The organism is Paenarthrobacter sp. YJN-5 (assembly GCF_015040095.1).
Taxonomy (GTDB): domain Bacteria; phylum Actinomycetota; class Actinomycetes; order Actinomycetales; family Micrococcaceae; genus Arthrobacter; species Arthrobacter ureafaciens.
Map to the genome: position 1 here is coordinate 504264 of NZ_CP053544.1, position 18170 is coordinate 522433.

Genomic DNA, 18170 nt, shown 5'->3' on the forward strand with positions numbered 1-18170 from the left:
CACCGGAAAGCTACCTGTACTTGCGGTGCAGGCTCTCCTTGGCTGAGGGGCCGGGGGAGGCGTCGGCGATCCACGGCCCTGTTCCTTCGGACTGGTCCAGGATGCCGGCCTCAAGCCAGGCGTAATCCCCGGCGAGGACCTTGCGCGAAAGGTCGCGGTCGGCGTCGTCGGTGTTGCGCCAGAGCTGGTCGAAGTATTCGTCCACCCGCACGCGGGCCTGTTCGCAGTACGCTTCCGCCAGTTCAAAGGCTGCTGCGGCATGCTCGGGCCGGGTGTGCAGCAGTTTCTCAGCCCGCGAGCAACACGCGGCCATGGCGAACAGCTCGGCTCCGATGTCCACGATCCTGCCAAGGAACGCTTGTTTGTGCTCGAGCTTCGCCTGCCAACGGCCCATGCCGTAAAACGTCTGCCGTGCCAGCCGGCGGGACGACCGCTCCACGAAACGCAGTTGCTTGCCCAGCCGCCCGAAGTCTGAGTAGGACCTCGGGTCCATTCCCGCCCCGGCAACCAGCTTCGGCAGCCAGCGCGCGTAGAAGCCGGAAGCGCCGACGGCGGCCTTCGCTTTGTCCTGCAGGCTCGCATCCAGCGAGGCGAGGTCGCCCGCTGCCGCGAGGTGCGCGTCCACGGCCTCGCGGGCGATGAGGAGCTTCATGATCTCGCTGGAACCCTCGAAGATGCGGTTGATCCTGAGGTCGCGGAGGAGTTGTTCCGCTGCCACCGCGCGCTCACCGCGGGCCTCCAGGGAGTCGGCGGTTTCAAACCCGCGGCCGCCGCGGATTTGTACGAGTTCGTCGGCAATCCTGCAGCTCAGCTCGGTCGACCACAACTTGGCCAGTGCGGCTTCGATCCGGATATCCCGTGCGCCGGCATCGGCCATTTCGGCGGACAGCTCAAAGACTGCTTCTAAAGCAAAGGTCGTGGCGGCGATGAAGGCGATCTTCTTGCTGACTGCCTCGTGCTGTCCCACCGGGCGGCCCCACTGGGTGCGGGCGTTGGACCACTCGCGGGCAATCTTGAGGCTCCACTTTCCGGCGGCAACGCACAGTCCGGGGATGGAGAGGCGGCCGGTGTTGAGGGTGGTCAGGGCAATTTTCAAACCCTGGCCTTCGCGACCCAGCCTGTTGGCCGCCGGGACACGGACCTGGTGGAAGCGGGTGACGCCGTTCTCGATCCCTCGCAGGCCCATGAAGGTGTTCCGGTTCTCCACGGTGATGCCGGGAGAATCCATCTCCACGACGAACGCGGAGATGCCGCCCTTGTGGGTGGTGCCGTCCGGATCGGTATGTTCAGGGACGCGGGCCATGACCACAACGAGCTCGGCTATCACGCCGTTGGTGGTCCAGAGCTTCACGCCGTCCACAACGTAAGACTCTCCGTCGTCGGAAAGGACCGCGGTGGCGCCCATGCGCGCGGGGTCGCTGCCGACGTCGGGCTCTGTCAACAGGAAAGCGGTGATCGCGCCCGCGGCGCATCGGGGCAGGTACTCGCGCTTCTGCTCGTCCGTGCCGAAGACCTTCACAGGCTCGGGGACGCCGATGGACTGATGGGCTGAGATCAAGGCGCCCAAGCTGGGATGGACCGAACCCACCAAGGCCAAAGCGCGGCCGTAGTAAACCAGCGACAATCCCAGGCCGCCGTACTCACGCGGGATCTTCATGCCGAAGACGCCCAACTCGGCCAGTCCTGTGAGGTATTCGTCCGGGATCTTCGCATCGCGTTCGATCACGCGTCCGGACATGGTCCTGCAGAAGGCCTCGAGCTTAGCCATGAACTCTTCGCCGCGCTCAACATCCTCTGCCTTGGCCTCGGGCCAGGGGTGGATCAGGCTGATGTCGAAGCTGCCCAGGTACAGGCCCTTGGCGAAGCTGGGACGGTTCCATTCGGTTTCCCGCGCGGCTTCGGCGACGGCACGGGCCTCCTCTGCGGAGGCGTTGACGCTTGCTGCGGAGAGACTGTTGTCAGTGGCGGACGACATGGGATAACTCCTCTAACCGGTTGTGCCGGATGGAGCCAGGGTCCGCCTCGGGTGCGAACCCTTCAGCTGTCCCTCAATGCTACCCGCGGGTAGCTACCCGTACCAGTGGATACCTGCGGCTGGAATTCGGCCGGGATGTCCACTTGGCCGGCATGGTGGACCAGTCGGGCCCAGACGAAGTTGATGCCATGGACCAGTCCGCCAAGGACAGCCTTGATGGCATACCAGGCCATGCCCATGACGCCGATGAGAACAATTGTTGCTATTGCCGCCGCCGCGATGAAAGCGACCAGAAGTGCAGCGAACGCCAGCGTTCCAATGAACACGTAAGTGGCGGTTTCCAGCGTCGTAAAGTCGAAATCCACAGTTCCCCCTATGCGACAGTGCGTGGGTAGACGCGGCGTTGCCGGCGTCGATGATCTGACCTTAGGGGCGGCGGGGGCCCGCGGCCAGCATGGAGACGGTGTTGATACGGGATCGAAACCCTACCCTGCGGTAGGTCACGGAAAGGGCACGACGGCGGCACGCACGCGGGTGCCCACCCCCCAAGTAGGTCGCAGTTGTGCGCGTCATCAGCGTTCTAAACGTGCTCTGCTGCGACTTAGTTGGGTGCGGACGCTCTGCGTTAACCTTGTACGGGGCAGTTTTCGCTGCCAGCCAGGTTTCGCAGCAGCTGAAGGAGAGTAGTTGTCCCGTTCAGCCATGTCCTCCGCCGACGCCATCAGTGCCCGGCTAAGGGACCTCGAACAACTCACCAAAGGCCCGGCCTGGACGTTGACGCGCTCGGCGCCGTGGGTCATCGCGGTACTCCAAGCCTCCTTCACCCGCACCCGGCCGCAGCTTCCGCTCGAAGAGTTCCATGCCGACGTCGACGCTTTCCTTGAGCAGCTTCGCCGCCAGGACCCGGCCCTCGGCGGGCAGCTGAACGGCAAAGCTTTCGGTGACGAATGGACCCGCAAGCAGTTCCTCACCCGGCGTAACCAATCCGGTCAGATCGTTTACGAAGTCACCGAAGCCGCAGCGCGCGTGCTCGCCTTCCTGGATAGCCTGTCCAGTGAACGTTCCACCCTCAACGGTTCCCGGCTGGGCACCCTGCTCGGGGATGTGGAGAAGCTCGCCAACGAGACCAACCCGGACCAGAGCGCCCGCCTTGAAGCCCTCGAGGAGGAGATCCAGGAGCGTCAACAACTGGTGGAGGACATCAGCTCCGGTGAATTCGACGGGCTCCTTGACGATGAGGAAGCCGTGGAGGCCGCCGGTAACATCCTGGACCTCGCGGCCAGCCTGCCCGCCGACTACAAGAAGATGCGCGACCGCATCGAGGAATTGGTTGGCGAACTCCGGAACCAGATCATTGAAGAGTCACTGAGCAAGGGTGCCACCATGGCCCAAGTGCTCGAAGCAGACAAGCGGCTGAGGCAGAGCCCGGAGGGCCGTACCTTCCGTTCGTTCACGGCGTTCCTCGAAGATCCGCAGCAGCAATTGCGTTTCCGCTCAGCCATCGGCGAGGTCCTGAGCAGGCAGTTCGCGGACGACCTCACGCACGATGACCGGGAGACCCTGAAGAACCTCGTAGCCGAGCTCCGGACACAGCACAGCGAGATCCAGAGGATCTACGGCAAGCTCTCGGAAAGCCTCAACACGTACATCCAGAGCGACGACGTCCGCCAGTCGGTCACGCTCCGCAAAGTACTTGCCGAGGCCGAGCAGGCAATCCGGTCCATGCCTTACGAGCGGGACCGGCCGGGCCTTGTCCCCGGTCCCGTCCTCTACAACGCGGGCTTCGAGTCGCTGGCCATGGTCAAGCTCTTCGACCCTGACGAGTTCGCCACGCCACCCCGCTTGGCAGACCCCATCGCTTTCACCGACTCGGACCGCGTCAAGTCCGCGCGCACCGGAAAGGCGAGGCCCGACGTCGTACGTGCCGCCATGGCCGGGTCCGCAACCCTGGGCGAGGCGTGGGAAAACCTTCCCGCCGAGGAACGGCACATCAACACCGTCCGTTCCCTCCTGTCCATGGCCTTGCAGACCGGTGCCGCCTTTGACCGGGCCGCCTGGGAGCACATCGACTTCGAACAAATCGACGGCAGCATCCGCACGGCATACCTGCCCGTCGTCACGCTGAATGAGGATTCTGATGACTGAGGAAATCACGACGACGGAACTCGCCGCGCCGGATAACCCCACCATGGATGGTGGCCGGGAAGAGGTGGAGACGCACACCGCGGATCCGTTCCGTGTGTCCCCGAGGGATACGTTCGTTGACGGTGCAGCTCTCTTTCCCGGGGATACCGGCGTCCTGCCCATGAAAGTCCGGCACGCCCTGGTGAAACTGCTGAAAGGGCCGTACATCGACGGCGGCCGCGACGAGAAGCTCTGGACCACACTCCTGGATAACCAACTGATCCTCCGGAGCCGGCTGTCGGAACTCTTCCTGACGCTCCAGCTGGACCACGACCGCAAGATCGCGGTCCTGCGCCCGGTGGATCCGGAGATCATCGGGGCAAGCTCCCGGTCCAGCATCCTCCGCCAACAGCGCGCCCTGAGCCGGGTGGAAACCATCGTCCTGCTGCGGCTTCGCCTGCTCCTGGACCGCCATGTCACGGCCCAGACGGATCCGACCGTAACGCGCGAGGAGATTTCCGACCTGGTAGCGAATTACACCCCGGCCGGCCAGCAGGATGCCTTGCGGGACTCCGACGTCGTGAACCGCACCATCACCAAACTCCTGGCCCGCCAACTGCTCCTGGCCACCCCGCTGGACGACACCTACACCATCAGCAACGCACTCCCGCTGGCCCTCCCCTTCGAGAACATCGGCGACATTCCGGCCCACATCGAAGCCCTGGTGGCAGTAGCAGCCGACGAATCCGGCACCGAACCGCTGCTTGACCTGGACTCGGGTGCGGATGAGGACGACGACACCGATGGTGACGGCACGAGCGAGCAGGCAGAGCATGTGTCCGGTACCGCCGCGGAGGCGGACGCACCCGAAGGGACCACGAAGTGACGATCGCAAGCATGCTCCCTTTGGGCGAACAGACGAACCCGGGCCAGATGCGCCTTGCCCTCGTCCAGGTGGTCAACTGGGGCACCTTCCATGGCGCCCACACCATGCACGTGGACCGCAACGGCACGCTCCTCACGGGTAATTCCGGCGTCGGCAAATCGACGCTCTTTGACGCGATGCTCCGAGTATTTGATGCCCGTCCGCGTTCCAACGAGGCCGCGGCCCAGCGGTCCGGCGGTGCTGTGGAGGACAAGAGGACCACGTTCACCTACATGCGCGGCAAGGTCGGTGATAAGGCGGTCGGTGACAGCTCGGCCAGTGCCTTCCAGAGACCGGGTGCAACCTGGTCCGCCGTCGCACTCACGTTTGATAACGCAGCCGGCACCAAGGTGACGATTTCCGCGCTGTTCGACTTGCCCAAGAACGGCACCGAATCGAGCGTCGGCCGGTTCTATGTGATCGACAGCAAGCCTTTGGATCTTGAAGCGATCGAGGGGATCGCGCAGAAGCGGTTCACCAAGGGCGCGCTGGAGTCGATCTTCCCCGAGGGGCAGGTCTTCGACGTCCATAAGGCTTTTGCCGAGCGGTTCCGCCGGCTTCTGGGCATCAATTCGGACCAGGCGCTGCCCTTGCTCCGCGTCATCCAGGCAGGCAAGGGCCTGGGCGGCAGCGTCAACACCTTCTTCCGCGACCAGGTGCTCGATGCTCCTGCGACGCTTGCCGCCGCGGACGATGTGGTTGAGGAATTCAGCAACCTGATGTCCATCCGCCAGCGGTTGGAAGATGTCCGGCAGCAGCGCGACCAGTTGGCACCGGTTCCCGGCCTCAACAAGGAATACGCGCAGGCGTTGTTGGATGCCAACCGGCTCCGTGAGCTGACGGGCGAGGAATTTGAGGCGTACAAACAGCAGCTCGCGGTTTCCGTGCATGCGAAGACCTTGGCCCGGTTCAGGGAATTGGCCCAGCAGAAAGCGCAGGAACTCGCGGCGGAGCGGACCATCCGGGATGCGCTCGCCAAGGAACTGCGGGAGCTGGAGTCCGACTACAACAACCGGGGCGGCAACGCGATCTCTGCCATTGAGCAGTCACTGGAGAACGCCCGTGTTAGCCTGAAGCTGCGGCAGCAGGTGGAGGAGTCTGCCAGGAAGGCGTTGTCCGACGCCGGGCTGAACCTGGAATGGTCGGCTGAAGGTTGGGACCAGGCCCATGAGCAGGCCGCAGCGCGGTCGGCATCCTTGCAGGGCGACTCGGAGTCCCTCAAGGAACTCCGTTTTGAGGCGTTCGATGCCCACGCCACCAAGAAGCGCGAGCTCGCAGCGGCCCAGCAGGAATTGTTGTCGCTGCGTTCGCGCAAGTCCCTTCTGCCGCCGTCGAGCATTGAAAACCGGGCTGCGATAGCTGCGGCCACCGGCGTACCCGAGGAACGGATGCCGTTCGCGGGCGAGCTCATCGATCTCGCGGAGGGCCAGGAGCAGTGGCGTCCAGCCGCCGAACGCGCGCTCCGCAACCTCGCGACCACTCTGCTGGTCCCGGGTGAGTACTTCGCGGCCGTAACCCGCTACCTGAATGACAACACCATCCGCGGAGCCCTTCGCGCCGTGGATGTGTCCAAGCCGCTTGCAGGCGGCGCACTTGCTGTGGAGGACGTGTCCGACGGCGACCTCTTGACTAAGTTGAGCATCCTCACGTCGGGGGCCAATGCAGAGGCGGGGGAGTGGGTCCGTGAACGGATCGCCGTGGACTTCGCCTACCCGTGCGTCGAGGACCCGGACGAGCTGGCTTCCCTGGACAAGGGATTGAGCCTGGGCGGCGTGGTCAAGCGCAACCGGCACACCGTGGAGAAGGACGATCGCTTCACGAGCCGCCAGGACTACGTCCTCGGTTTCGACAACGCGTCCAAGTTGGAGCTGGTGGCGGCCCGCGTCGGTGAGCTCGAGAACGAGTTGGCGAAGGCCGCGGAACTGGCACAGAGCCGGGAAGATTCGCATCAGGGAATGGCCCGCCAGTTGGAAGCCCTCCGCCGGGTTGCCGAGGACGAACGTCCTTGGGAGCAGGTTTCGGCAGCAGTTGCCGGGGAGGAATTGGCGCGGATCGAGCAGCGTCTTGCCGACGCCTTGGCCGCGCAGGCCGACTTGGAGCCGTTGCGGGCAAACATCGAGGCGGTGCGTGAGAAGCACCAATCCTCCACAGGTGCTGCGGCCGTCCTGCAGAGCGAATACAAGGCGCTCGACCATCAGATGACCACGGCTGACGGGTTGCTGGAGGCGGCGAGGCTGAAGCTTGAGCAAGCACCGCCGTCGAGCTCCACCGTTGCGGCGCTTGAGCCGTATTTTGCCGGCGCTGCCGACGTCACCCAGCTCTACGAGCTGGATAACCTGGCCAACAGCGTGCGCAACAAGTTGCTTGATGAATTGCACGCAGCAGAGTCCCGCGGGCAGGCAACGGCGGAGCGGTTGACCCGGATTTTCGAGGCGTTCGTGCGTGAATGGGGCAGTGCCATCAGCGCCGATCATGGCACGTCAATCGGCGCCGCCGGTGATTTCGAAGCCCGGTACCATGCGATCGTGAGCGACGGCTTGCCCTCGCAGGAAGCGGAATTCCGGTTGTTCTTCAACCAGCGCACGCATGAATCGTTCAGCACGCTGCTGCACCTTCTTGATGAGGAACGCCGCAGCATCACCAGCCGCATCCTGCCGCTGAACGGGATCCTTTCCCAGGTCAATTTCCACGAAGGCAGCTACCTGGAACTGGATATCAAGCAGACACTTCCTGCCACTGCCAAGCAGTTCAAGGACGCGATCCAGAACGCACTCAAGGCCAAGCACGCACGCCCGTCCCGGGGAGCCGCGCCGTCCGAGGTGGATGAGGACGCCGAGCTCACTGCCCGTTACAAGTCACTGGAAACCCTGGTGAAGCGGCTCGGCTCGCAGACCCCCGAGGACCGGCGCTGGCGTTCCGAGGTTCTCGATGTCCGCGGACACCTCTTCATCCAGTGCAAGGAGCACCGCGAGGTGGCCGGCGCGTCGGGCAGAAAGAAGACGGAAGTCTTCATGCACGCGGATACCGGCTCCATGTCCGGCGGCGAGCGTCAGCGATTCACCGCCTTCATCATGGCGGCTGCCCTGAGTTACCAGCTGGGCATCGCCGAGCAGGGTTTCACGACGTACGGCACCGTGATGATGGACGAAGCGTTTGTCCTGGCGTCCGAGGAATTCGCCGGGGCTGGAATCAAGGCGCTCCACGAATTTGGGTTCCAGTTGCTGTTGGCCGCCCCGGAGAACGTCATCGACCTGTCACGCCACCTCGGCTCCGTCACGGAAATCCTCCGCGACAAGCGCACCAACCGCAGCGGCGTGCTGACTGCGCCCGTCATTTCGGGACGTGGCGAGCCTGGAGCGTGGCGTTCGGAAGCCAATCCAGTGGACATCGTCCTCCGCTGACGGCCCCGCCGCCGTCTGCCAACTGACTGGCAGCAGGGGTTGTTCTGAGCACTCATAGCAACCCCTACTGCCAGTCACATTGGCCTACTTGCCCCGTACCCTGCTCAGGAATTGGGCCGTGCGGAATTCCAGGCCTGCGATCTGCTTGAGCACCACGGCAGCCGGGTCCGGGTTGATCTCGTTGACCGGCGGCTCCTTGCGGACGTTGGCACTGCAACCGAATTCCGCGCAGATCAACGTCCCCACAGTGTTGCCATCCTTGCCGGACTGTCCAGCCCTCTTGGCAACCCACAGGTAAACGTCATCTTTGGAAAAGACGTCCCGGCACAATTCGCACAGGACTGCACGGTTCTTGCCGGAGCCGCCTTCCGGAGCGCGGAGCAGGACGCCCGTCAGCTTTCCTTCATACGGCACAACCAGGTACCCCCGTTGGGGCATCTTCTCGTCCCGCCAACCGAGGAACTCCAGGGTTTCCCATTCGATTGTTTCGAAGTTGCGGGGAAGATTCAGTTTGGCAGCTTCTGAGCGGCTGGCATTGATGAAGGATGATCGGATTTGTTGGGCAGTGATTTTCTGCATGGCGAAGCTTCCTTTGAAAAATTACGACGTCGGCAGCGCACCTGGCGCTGCGTCATGGCACGTTAGGCGCGGGGCCGTCTCCGTGGAGCACAAGGGCACGCCGAAGAAACCAACAGTGGCGTTGGATCTTGGTGCTTGCGGTGCTACTTGGACGATGCCGGCGCGTGGGGGTGTGCCAAGCAGGCCAAAGCGGCCACCTCGCCAACCATGGCTGCGGCAACTGATGCAGTGCGCACGCTCATTCCCCTCGTGATTTTTCCTGGAAGCGGTAGTCCGCTGCCGATATCCTCCCAAATCTCCGCGGGAGCTGTCCACCGGGAGGGGATGTGGCAGAGGGATTCCTGAAAGGGGGTGGGATGTGGCGGAGGAATATGGGAAAGGATTACGCGACAGAAACGTTTCGTAATTATCCGAAGGATAGGCTAGCCTTACTTAGGTTCGCATAACTTACCTAAGGAGTCCCGTGGCTTCCCTTCTTCCACGCCGCGCCCTGCTGAAGACTGCAGGTTCAGCGACGGTCGCATTGGCCGCCGTCGCCCTTACCCTTTCTGGTTGCTCCACCGGGCCCGCCACCTCGGCGCCGGCATCATCGGAAGCAGCATCGTCGGCTTTCCCCGTCACCATCAAGCACGCCTTCGGTGAGACCACCATCAAGGAACAGCCCAAGCGGGTCGTCACCATTTCGTGGGTCAACGATGACATCGCGATCGCCCTCGGCGTCGTTCCCGTAGGCGTCCCCAAGAACGAGTGGGGCAACAATGACAAGGGCTCTACTCCTTGGAAGGATGACGCCCTGGAGAAGGCCGGCGCCGGCTTTGGTTCCGACAAGGCTCCCGTCCAGTTCTCCGAAGCTGACGGCATCAACTTCACGGAAATCGCAAAGCTCAGCCCGGACGTCATCCTCGGCGCGTACTCCGGCCTCGAAGAAGCCGACTATAAGAAGCTGTCCGAGATCGCCCCTGTAGTTGCCTACCCGGAGCTGGCTTACGGTACGCCGTGGCAGGAAAGCACCACCATGATCGGCAAGGCGCTGGGCAAGGAAGCCGAGGCCAAGAAGCTGGTTGAAGACACCGAGGCCACCATCAAGGACAAGGTATCCAAGTACCCGCAGATCAAGGACAAGACCTTCATCTACGGCAACCTCGAGCCCGCCAAGGGCGATGGCGTGAACGTCTACACCGCCATCGACAACCGCCCCCGGTTCCTCTCCGACATCGGAATGAAGCTGGCACCGGTGGTCACTGAGAACACCAAGACCAACAAGGACTTCTTCATCCCGTGGTCCGCCGAGAAGGCCAACGAACTCGACTCCGACATCTTCGTCACCTGGGTTCCGGATGCCACCACCGCCGAGGCCATCAAGACTGATCCGTTGCTGGGCCAGATCCCCGCCATCAAGGGCGGCGCGCTGGTTGCCGACTCGGACAACACCCTGACGCTGTCCATCTCTGCATCTTCCCCGTTGAGCCTGCCGTGGGCGCTGGATACGTTCCTGCCGCAGTTGGGTAAAGCAGCGGACGCAGCAGGCAAGTAAGTCCAGTGAAGTTGAGCACGACGACGGCGGCTCCCGTGGAGCGGGTTGGCGGCACTTCGGTGTCTGATAACCAGCGAGGCATCGCTCCCGGCAGCAACGCGACCGCCGCAAACGGTCCGCGAATGGCAGGCAAGCGCACCGCCTTGCTGCTGCTCGCCGTCGTCGTGCTTGCTGCTGCGTGCGCCACGTCTTTGGCGATCGGCGCACGCGGGCTTCCCCTTTCAACCATTTGGGAAGCTGTCACCACCTTCAATCCGCAGGACGGCGAGCACGCCGTGGTCATCGCCCGGATTCCGCGTACGGTGCTGGGCCTGCTGGCGGGGGCCGCTTTGGGCCTGGCCGGCGCTGCCATGCAGGGCGTTGCCCGCAACCCGTTGGCCGATCCCGGCATCCTGGGCCTCAACGCCGGTGCTGCACTGGCGGTGGTAGTGGGCATCTACGTCTTTGGCATCACGTCGCTGACCGGCTACATCTGGTTCGCTTTCGTCGGAGCCGCAGCGGCCGCCGTCGTGGTCTACGCCATCGCCTCCCGCGGCCGGGATGGTGCGACGCCGGTCAAGCTCGCCCTGGCAGGCGCGGCGCTGAGTGCCGGGTTGTTTTCGCTGATGAACGTCATCCTGGTCTCCAGCCAGGACACCCTGGACCGCTTCCGCTTCTGGCAGGTGGGCAGCATCGGCGGCCGTGACTGGTCGGTTCTCCTTCCGGCACTGCCGTTCCTGCTCATCGGTGCCTTGGTGGTGGTGGCGGGCGGGCGTGTCCTGAACGGCCTGGCCTTGGGAGATGACGTCGCACGCGGACTCGGCCAGAACGTTGGCCTTTCGCGCGGAATCATCGGGCTGGGAATCGTTTTGCTGTGCGGGTCGGCCACCGCCCTGGCCGGCCCCATCGGGTTCCTGGGCCTCGTTGTGCCGCATGCCATCCGATCACTGACCGGGCCGGACTACCGCTGGATCCTGCCGTTCTCCATGGTGTCCGCACCCATCCTGCTCATCGCCGCCGACGTCATTGGCCGTGTCATCCTTCTTCCTGGTGAAGTCCCCGCCGGCATCATGACCGCCCTGGTGGGCGCACCCGTCTTTGTCTGGCTCATCCGCCGGGGCAAGGCGGCCGGACTATGAGTACACTCCACAAGCTCCCCACCGAGTTGGCAGTTAATGCCAATCCTTCGCCCAAACACCCTCATCAATTGTCATTTCGGCGGGTCCTGAGCCGCACGTTCATCCTTGCCCTCGCCCTGCTGGCGATGTTCGCGGTGTACGTGCTCCTGGGCAGCTACACGGTGACTATCCCCGACTTCTTCACGATCGTCATCAACCACCTCACCGGCGGCGAAAAGATCCCCGGCGCCAGCTTCATCGTCATGGAACACAAGCTGCCCCGCGCGGCTGTGGGTACATTGATCGGCGTCGCGTTCGGCCTTGCGGGCGCCCTGTTCCAGACCATGCTCCGGAACCCCCTCGCCAGCCCGGACATCATCGGCATCAGCTACGGGGCGAGCGCCGCCGCGGTCACGGCAATCGTGATCTTCGGAGCCTCGGGTGCCGTGGTATCCGCAGCGGCCTTGGGCGGGGCACTCGGCGTGGCTGCCATCATCTACGCAATCTCACGGAGTGCGGGAAATGGTGGCGGCAACCGAGGCAATGCGGCAGGCAACCGCCTCATCCTCGCCGGGGTGGGCATCGCCGCCGCACTGCACGCCGTCGTGAACTTCCTGATGACCCGCGCGGACATTCGCACGGCCGCGGACGCACTCGTTTGGCTTAACGGATCCCTTAACTCAGCCAATTGGGAACGCGCCGGAATCCTGGCCGCGGCCTTGCTGGTGCTCATTCCGGCAACCATGTTCCTCTCCGGCCCGCTGCGCATGCTGGAACTCGGCGATGATGCCGCAGCAGGGCTCGGAATCAGGGTCAACGGCACCCGGCTGGGACTTGTGGTCACCGCCGTCGCGCTGTCCGCCGTCGCAACCGCAGCCGCAGGTCCCGTAGCGTTCGTTGCTTTCCTGGCCGGACCGATTTCCCGCCGCTTCGTCCGCAAGCCCAGCCTTCCGGCGTCGGCCCTCACAGGTGCGCTGATTGTGCTCGCGGCCGACTTCTTCGCCTCCAACATCGCACCGTTGATCCTCGATGGAACCGTCCTGCCGGTGGGCGTCATTTCCGGCGCACTCGGTGCACCGTTCCTCCTGTGGCTCCTCGTCACGTCGAACCGAAAGGAAGCCTGACATGGCCCTCCTTAATGCCAAGGACCTGACGCTCCAGTATGAGCAGCGCAAGGTGGTGGAAGGACTTTCCACGGAGATCCCCGAAGGCAAAGTGACCATGATCGTCGGGGCGAATGCCTGCGGCAAGTCCACTCTGCTGCGGGGGCTGTCACGGCTCCTGAAGCCGGCCGGTGGCGCCGTCACCCTGGACGGCAAGGACATCCACTCCCGTCCCGCCCGCGAACTTGCCCGCACGCTCGGCCTGCTGCCCCAGCACCCCACCGCTCCTGACGGCATCACCGTCCGGGACCTCGTGGGACGTGGCCGGTACCCGCACCAAGGCCTCTTCCGCAGTTGGAGCGCCAACGACGACGCCGCAGTGCAGCGCGCGCTCGAGGCGACCGCAACGTTGGAGCTCGCAGAACGCTGCGTCGATGAACTGTCCGGCGGCCAGCGCCAACGCGTATGGATCGCCATGGCGCTGGCCCAGGAGACCGAAGTCCTGCTGCTCGACGAGCCCACCACCTACCTGGACCTCGCCCATCAAGTGGAAGTCCTGGACCTGGTGACCGACCTCAACCGCACCCGCGGTACCACCGTGGCGATCGTGCTGCACGACCTCAACCTCGCTGCACGCTATGCGGACCACGTGATCGCCATGAAGGGCGGTTGCATCGTGGCCGAAGGTCCCGCCTCCGCGGTGGTCACCGAGGAATTGGTGCACACCGTTTTCGGCCTGGAATCCCGTGTGGTCCAGGACCCCATCTCCGGCACACCCCTGATCGTTCCGATCGGACGCCATCACGCCCAGCCCGCTACAACCAACCAACTGGAGATCGCCTCATGAGTGCACACCCCACCCAGGCCACAGCGAGTGCCGTGGAGCCGATGACGCTGGCGTTCGATGTCACGGTCAGCGCTGTTCAGGAACTCAGCCCCAACTTCCGGCGCATCACGTTCGGCGGCTACTCCCTGCGGAAGTTTGGCGTAGCCGGGGACACCCTGGATCTCCGCGTGAAACTGATGATCCCGTCCATGGACGCCGCGGGACAACCGATCCCGTTGCCCGAGTTCACCATGGAAGAGGCCGGCTGGTACAAGGAATGGCTGGCCATGGACCCCGCTGTCCGAGGTTCGATGCGCACCTACACTGTCCGCTCGGAGCGCCTTGATGCCGTGTACCCGGAGATCGACATCGACTTCGTCATGCACTTTGACGATTCCGGCCATGGCGGGCCAGCCGCGAACTGGGCCTTGGCCGCAAAACCGGGCGACACCCTCACCATCATCGGCCCCAACAACCGGGCCGCCCAGTGCGCCACGGCCGGCGCGTACGGAGGCATCGAGTGGCGGCCGGGCCTCGCCCAGCGTGTCCTCCTCGCCGGCGACGAAACAGCAGTCCCGGCCATCAGCGCGATCCTCGAAAGCCTTCCGGCCGACATCACCGGGCATGCTTTCCTTGAGGTGCCCTCTGCCGCGGACGTCCAGGAGATCAGCACGCCGGCAAATGTCGAGATCACCTGGCTCGCCCGCGGCGCATCCATCGGACGCTCGCGTCCCCACGGGGAACTCCTCAAAGCGGCCGTCGCCAAGGCTGTTCCCGTTCCCGGCTGGGTGGGTTTGAAGGGCGCCGAAACCGCCGCCGGTCCCGAGCCGGAAGAGGTCAACGTGGACCAGGACATCCTGTGGGAAACCCCGCAAAGACTGGATGCCGCGGCCATCGAAGCCACCAAGAACCCCACGCTGCCGGCCGGTGCGTTGCCCTTCTACGCCTGGATTGCGGGGGAAGCGTTCGTGATCAAGGAAATGCGGAGGTACCTGGTGCGCGACGTCGGCATTGACCGTAAGCAGGTAGCTTTCATGGGCTACTGGCGGCGCGGCAAAGCCGAAGGCTGACCCTCTGTCACATCCCGCGCGTTGTGGGGCGTTCCTCTGTCACATCCCGCGCGTTGTCGGGCGTTCCTCTGTCAGGAATCCAGCAGGTTCTCGTAGCCGTCCGCCACGGTGGTGGCGTTGAATTCGATGATTTCGAAATCCGCCACTCCGTTGCTGTAGAACGGGTCCTTCGCCAGGGATTCATCCAAAGTTGCCCTGTCCACGTTGGAGAGCAGGACTCCGCCAACTGCCGGGACGCGACGTCCGGACGCTACGAACACGCCGCCGTCGAACGCTTCCCTAAGCCAGGCCATATGGCCTGGCCGGTGGAAGTCCACAATCTCGTCGGGAACCCTGTAGGTCAGTGACACAACAAACATGCCGTCAGCCTACCGTTTCGGGACTGCGCGGACGGGGGAGGTGACGGATTCTCCTAAGATTGAAGCCATGACTGAACCGCGCTGGCTTAACGCTGAGGAACGCCGGGCTTGGCTGGCCCTCCTAAGCATCAACACCCTTCTTCCGTCAGCGTTGGACACGCAACTGCAGTCCGCCGGAAAGCTGTCCCTTTTCGACTACAACGTTTTGGCCATGCTCTCCGAGGCTGAGGGCCGCTACCTTCCGATGAGCGAACTCGCTGCCCGCACGAGTGCTTCTTTGTCCCGCCTTTCACACGTGGTGACCAAACTGCAGAAGCGCGGCTGGGTTGAGCGCGAGGCGCACCCCGGTGATGCCCGGGTAACTGTTGCCCACCTGACAGAGGCGGGGATGGACACCATCGTTTCGCTGGCGCCCGGTCACGTTGAATCTGTCCGCACGCTGATGCTGGACTCGCTGACCCCCGACGACGTGGCGGACCTGGCGCGCATCGGTGAGAAGATCGTGGCCCGGCTCGACAACAACCACTGGATCCTCCGCGATTCCTAGCAGCCTGCCGGCTTTGTTGGGCCGAGCCTTCGGGTGGCAGACTGGCGGCATGGATTTTTCTGCCCGTTATGTTGCCCTTGGAGACTCCTTCACCGAGGGCGTCGGAGACGCTGACTCCTCGCGCCCCAACGGAGTGCGCGGATGGGCCGACATCATGGCCGGTCAGCTGGCCCAGAGCAATGAAGGCTTCGGGTACGCTAATCTCGCTATCCGCGGCAAGAAACTGCGCCAGATCATGGCAGAGCAGGTGGATGCCGCCGTCGAGCTTAAACCCACGTTGGTGACCCTGTACGCAGGGGCGAACGACATCCTGCGTCCCAAGATCGACATTGACTCGCTTTTGCAGGATTACGACGCCGGAATCGCCAAGTTAAGCGCGACGGGCGCAACAGTGGTTCTCTTCACGGGCTTCGATGCCAAGGGTTCCAAGGTCTTCGGCGCCATGCGCGGGCGCACGGCGATCTACAACGAACTGGTTCGCGAAATTGCCGAAAACCACGGCGCCCTGCTGGTGGACTACTGGCGATTCGACGAATACGACGACTGGCGCATGTGGGACACGGACCGCATGCACATGTCCACTGCCGGTCACCTGAACATGGCCAAAAGAGTGCTTGATGTCCTTGAACACGAGCACGTCATCGACGTTCCGGAACCCGCGCCGCAGCGGCTGCTCAGCCGTGCCGAAACTTTGCGTGAAAACGCCCGGTGGGTTCGTGAGTTCGCTACGCCTTGGGTTGTCCGGCGGGTTCGGGGAACGTCGTCCGGCGACGGGCTGAGCCCCAAGTACCCTGCGCTGGTCCGGCCTGATTGGTCTTAATTTGGTGCTGCCCGTAGAATAGTTAGGCGCTAGGTAGTGCGGAGCGTGTGCAATTGCTCCGGTTGGCGGTAAATGTTGGTCTGACCAGCATCCCGTGGGCCGGTAGTTAGGGGCTCAAGTTGCGTGCATCCCTGTATTCGCCCAGTATCCCAGGATCTGAAGCAGTGATTTTCACTGCCCTGTTCTGAGGCCAACCTTCTTCGCCGCGTTACTGCGGAATCCATCGGGCTGGTTCGGACTGGACGCGGACGCTGCCTGTCGCACGGTACTGCAGGAAGACCCTGCACGCCGTTACATTCAAACTTTGGAGGAGAGTCATGGCAGCACACTGCCAAGTGACCGGAGCCGAGCCGGGCTTTGGACACAGCATTTCGCACTCGCACCGCCGCAACAAGCGCCGGTTCGATCCGAACATTCAGAAGAAGCGTTACTGGGTTCCTTCCCTGCGCCGCAACGTCACCCTGACGCTGTCCGCAAAGGGCATCAAGGTAATTGACGCTCGCGGCATCGACGCGGTCGTCGCCGACATCCTGGCACGAGGAGTGAAGCTCTAATGGCAAAGGACAAGGACGTACGTCCCATCATCAAGCTGAAGTCCACTGCGGGCACCGGCTACACCTACGTGACGCGCAAGAACCGTCGTAACGACCCCGACCGTCTGGTCCTGAAGAAGTACGACCCCAAGATCCGCCAGCACGTCGAATTCCGAGAGGAGCGCTAAACACATGGCTAAGAAGTCCAAGATTGCTCGTAACGAGCAGCGCAAGGTCATCGTTGAGCGCTACGCTGCCAAGCGCCTCGAGCTGAAGAAGACCCTGGTTGACCCCAACGCGTCTGACGAAGCCCGCGAAGCAGCACGCCTCGGCCTGCAGAAGCTGCCCCGCAACGCCTCCCCGATCCGTCTGCGTAACCGCGACCAGATCGACGGCCGTCCCCGCGGCACCTTCCAGAAGTTCGGTATCTCCCGCGTTCGCTTCCGCGACATGGCTCACAAGGGTGAGCTGCCGGGTATCACCAAGTCTTCCTGGTAAGCACCAGCACTCTAAAGAGGCCGGTAACCGTCATGGTTGCCGGCCTCTTTGGCGTTTAAGCGGCGATTCCGGGTTGCTCTATCACGTCCCGCCGGTTTCCCCGGGTTGCTCTATCACGTCCCGCCGGTTTCCCCGGGTTGCTCTATCACGTCCCGCCGGGTTTCCCGGGTTGCTCTGCCACGTCCCGTCGGTTTTCCCGGGTTGCTCTGCCAGGTCCCGTCGGTTTTCCCGGGTTGCTCTATCACCGGGCGTTCATGGCCGGGGTAGGTGATGGGCTTCACATGGGTGCAATCTCGCTGTGCGAGGCTGTTTTCACGCCGCTTCCCTTGTGTTCCAGGGGTTTTGGAGGGGTCTCGGTGCCGATTTGTTTCGGGGGTTGGGGGTGTGTAAAGTTATTCGAGTTGCCGCCGCTGATGCGGGTTTGACGGTGACTTTCTCCCTTTCAAATGGCCGGTTTCCGGTGGTGCTTTGGTGCGCTGTTGGTGCTGGTGGGGGGTTCCGGGCTGGTTTGCTTTGTGTGGCTGGTTCGGGTAACTTTGAAAAGTTGCTCCGGAGCGATCTGCTGGCCTTTGGTTGGTGGTGGTGCCGGTAAGTGTCTGTTGTTTGAGAACTCAATAGTGTGCCAAGTTTGTTGATACCGATTGTTTTTTGATTGGTTGAATTTTTTGCCGGGCCATTGCGCACCCCCGTGTGTGGTGGTTTGGTTTTCAGCTGGTTTCAGATTTGCAGCTGCTTCTTGCCGTGATTTCCGGTGGGGGTGGTTGTGTTTCGTTTTTTGT

17 protein-coding genes are annotated in these 18170 nt (G+C 63.4%); 13 read left to right on the forward strand and 4 right to left on the reverse strand.

Annotated features, from left to right (window positions below; genetic code table 11):
• Positions 1 to 10: 10 nt before the first annotated feature.
• Together HMI59_RS02380 and HMI59_RS02385 are read right to left on the reverse strand one after the other, a co-directional pair.
• On the reverse strand, positions 11 to 1975 hold the full coding sequence (locus HMI59_RS02380) for an acyl-CoA dehydrogenase family protein (RefSeq protein ID WP_193592680.1): 1965 nt from the start codon (positions 1973 to 1975) through the stop codon (positions 11 to 13).
• A gap of 62 nt (positions 1976 to 2037) precedes the next feature.
• A complete protein-coding gene (locus tag HMI59_RS02385) occupies positions 2038 to 2340 on the reverse strand; it encodes a hypothetical protein (RefSeq protein ID WP_193592681.1) in 303 nt (100 codons plus the stop codon).
• Between the two features lie 322 nt (positions 2341 to 2662).
• Here HMI59_RS02385 and HMI59_RS02390 point away from each other — a divergent pair, with 322 nt between their 5' ends.
• From HMI59_RS02390 to HMI59_RS02400, 3 genes are read left to right on the forward strand one after another with little or no spacing between them, the layout of a single operon-like run.
• Positions 2663 to 4120 carry a DUF3375 family protein gene (locus HMI59_RS02390; RefSeq protein ID WP_166187718.1) on the forward strand — a complete coding sequence of 486 codons (1458 nt, stop codon included), beginning with the start codon at positions 2663 to 2665 and terminating at the stop codon, positions 4118 to 4120.
• Positions 4113 to 4985: a DUF4194 domain-containing protein gene (locus tag HMI59_RS02395; RefSeq protein WP_193592682.1), complete on the forward strand. Its 873-nt coding sequence runs from the start codon at positions 4113 to 4115 to the stop codon at positions 4983 to 4985. Before HMI59_RS02390 ends, HMI59_RS02395 begins: the two co-directional genes overlap by 8 nt.
• Complete coding sequence (locus HMI59_RS02400; protein WP_193592683.1) at positions 4982 to 8425, forward strand: ATP-binding protein; 3444 nt, start codon at positions 4982 to 4984, stop codon at positions 8423 to 8425. Before HMI59_RS02395 ends, HMI59_RS02400 begins: the two co-directional genes overlap by 4 nt.
• Before the next feature lie 84 nt (positions 8426 to 8509).
• Here the strand turns inward: HMI59_RS02400 and HMI59_RS02405 are convergent, their stop codons facing one another.
• Positions 8510 to 9004 carry an FBP domain-containing protein gene (locus tag HMI59_RS02405; protein WP_193592684.1) on the reverse strand — a complete coding sequence of 165 codons (495 nt, stop codon included), beginning with the start codon at positions 9002 to 9004 and terminating at the stop codon, positions 8510 to 8512.
• 463 nt (positions 9005 to 9467) lie between these two features.
• Between HMI59_RS02405 and HMI59_RS02410 the strand changes: the two genes are divergently transcribed.
• From HMI59_RS02410 to HMI59_RS02430, 5 genes are read left to right on the forward strand one after another with little or no spacing between them, the layout of a single operon-like run.
• Positions 9468 to 10538 carry an iron-siderophore ABC transporter substrate-binding protein gene (locus HMI59_RS02410; protein ID WP_193592685.1) on the forward strand — a complete coding sequence of 357 codons (1071 nt, stop codon included), beginning with the start codon at positions 9468 to 9470 and terminating at the stop codon, positions 10536 to 10538.
• A 5-nt stretch (positions 10539 to 10543) separates the two neighbouring features.
• Entirely contained in the window at positions 10544 to 11656 is a 1113-nt protein-coding gene (locus tag HMI59_RS02415; protein ID WP_370583559.1) for a FecCD family ABC transporter permease, read from the forward strand.
• A complete protein-coding gene (locus HMI59_RS02420; RefSeq protein WP_193592686.1) occupies positions 11653 to 12759 on the forward strand; it encodes an iron chelate uptake ABC transporter family permease subunit in 1107 nt (368 codons plus the stop codon). The genes HMI59_RS02415 and HMI59_RS02420 overlap by 4 nt, the downstream gene beginning before the upstream one ends.
• Before the next feature lies 1 nt (position 12760).
• Positions 12761 to 13585: an ABC transporter ATP-binding protein gene (locus HMI59_RS02425; RefSeq protein WP_193592687.1), complete on the forward strand. Its 825-nt coding sequence runs from the start codon at positions 12761 to 12763 to the stop codon at positions 13583 to 13585.
• On the forward strand, positions 13582 to 14634 hold the full coding sequence (locus HMI59_RS02430) for a siderophore-interacting protein (protein WP_193592688.1): 1053 nt from the start codon (positions 13582 to 13584) through the stop codon (positions 14632 to 14634). Before HMI59_RS02425 ends, HMI59_RS02430 begins: the two co-directional genes overlap by 4 nt.
• 71 nt (positions 14635 to 14705) lie before the next feature.
• Here HMI59_RS02430 and HMI59_RS02435 read toward each other — a convergent pair whose 3' ends face one another.
• Entirely contained in the window at positions 14706 to 14993 is a 288-nt protein-coding gene (locus HMI59_RS02435) for a YciI family protein (protein ID WP_166187705.1), read from the reverse strand.
• Between the two features lie 67 nt (positions 14994 to 15060).
• Here HMI59_RS02435 and HMI59_RS02440 point away from each other — a divergent pair, with 67 nt between their 5' ends.
• The 5 genes from HMI59_RS02440 (at position 15061) to rpsN (ending at position 17391) form a co-directional block, all read left to right on the forward strand.
• On the forward strand, positions 15061 to 15540 hold the full coding sequence (locus HMI59_RS02440) for a MarR family winged helix-turn-helix transcriptional regulator (RefSeq protein WP_031217354.1): 480 nt from the start codon (positions 15061 to 15063) through the stop codon (positions 15538 to 15540).
• A 49-nt stretch (positions 15541 to 15589) separates the two neighbouring features.
• Positions 15590 to 16360, forward strand: a complete 771-nt coding sequence (locus tag HMI59_RS02445; protein WP_021474713.1) for an SGNH/GDSL hydrolase family protein — start codon at positions 15590 to 15592, stop codon at positions 16358 to 16360.
• Between the two features lie 317 nt (positions 16361 to 16677).
• Positions 16678 to 16914 carry a 50S ribosomal protein L28 gene (rpmB, locus tag HMI59_RS02450; RefSeq protein WP_021474712.1) on the forward strand — a complete coding sequence of 79 codons (237 nt, stop codon included), beginning with the start codon at positions 16678 to 16680 and terminating at the stop codon, positions 16912 to 16914.
• On the forward strand, positions 16914 to 17081 hold the full coding sequence (gene rpmG / locus HMI59_RS02455) for a 50S ribosomal protein L33 (RefSeq protein ID WP_003798558.1): 168 nt from the start codon (positions 16914 to 16916) through the stop codon (positions 17079 to 17081). Before rpmB ends, rpmG begins: the two co-directional genes overlap by 1 nt.
• A gap of 4 nt (positions 17082 to 17085) precedes the next feature.
• Positions 17086 to 17391: a 30S ribosomal protein S14 gene (gene rpsN / locus HMI59_RS02460; RefSeq protein ID WP_021474711.1), complete on the forward strand. Its 306-nt coding sequence runs from the start codon at positions 17086 to 17088 to the stop codon at positions 17389 to 17391.
• The last annotated feature ends 779 nt before the right edge of the window (positions 17392 to 18170 follow it).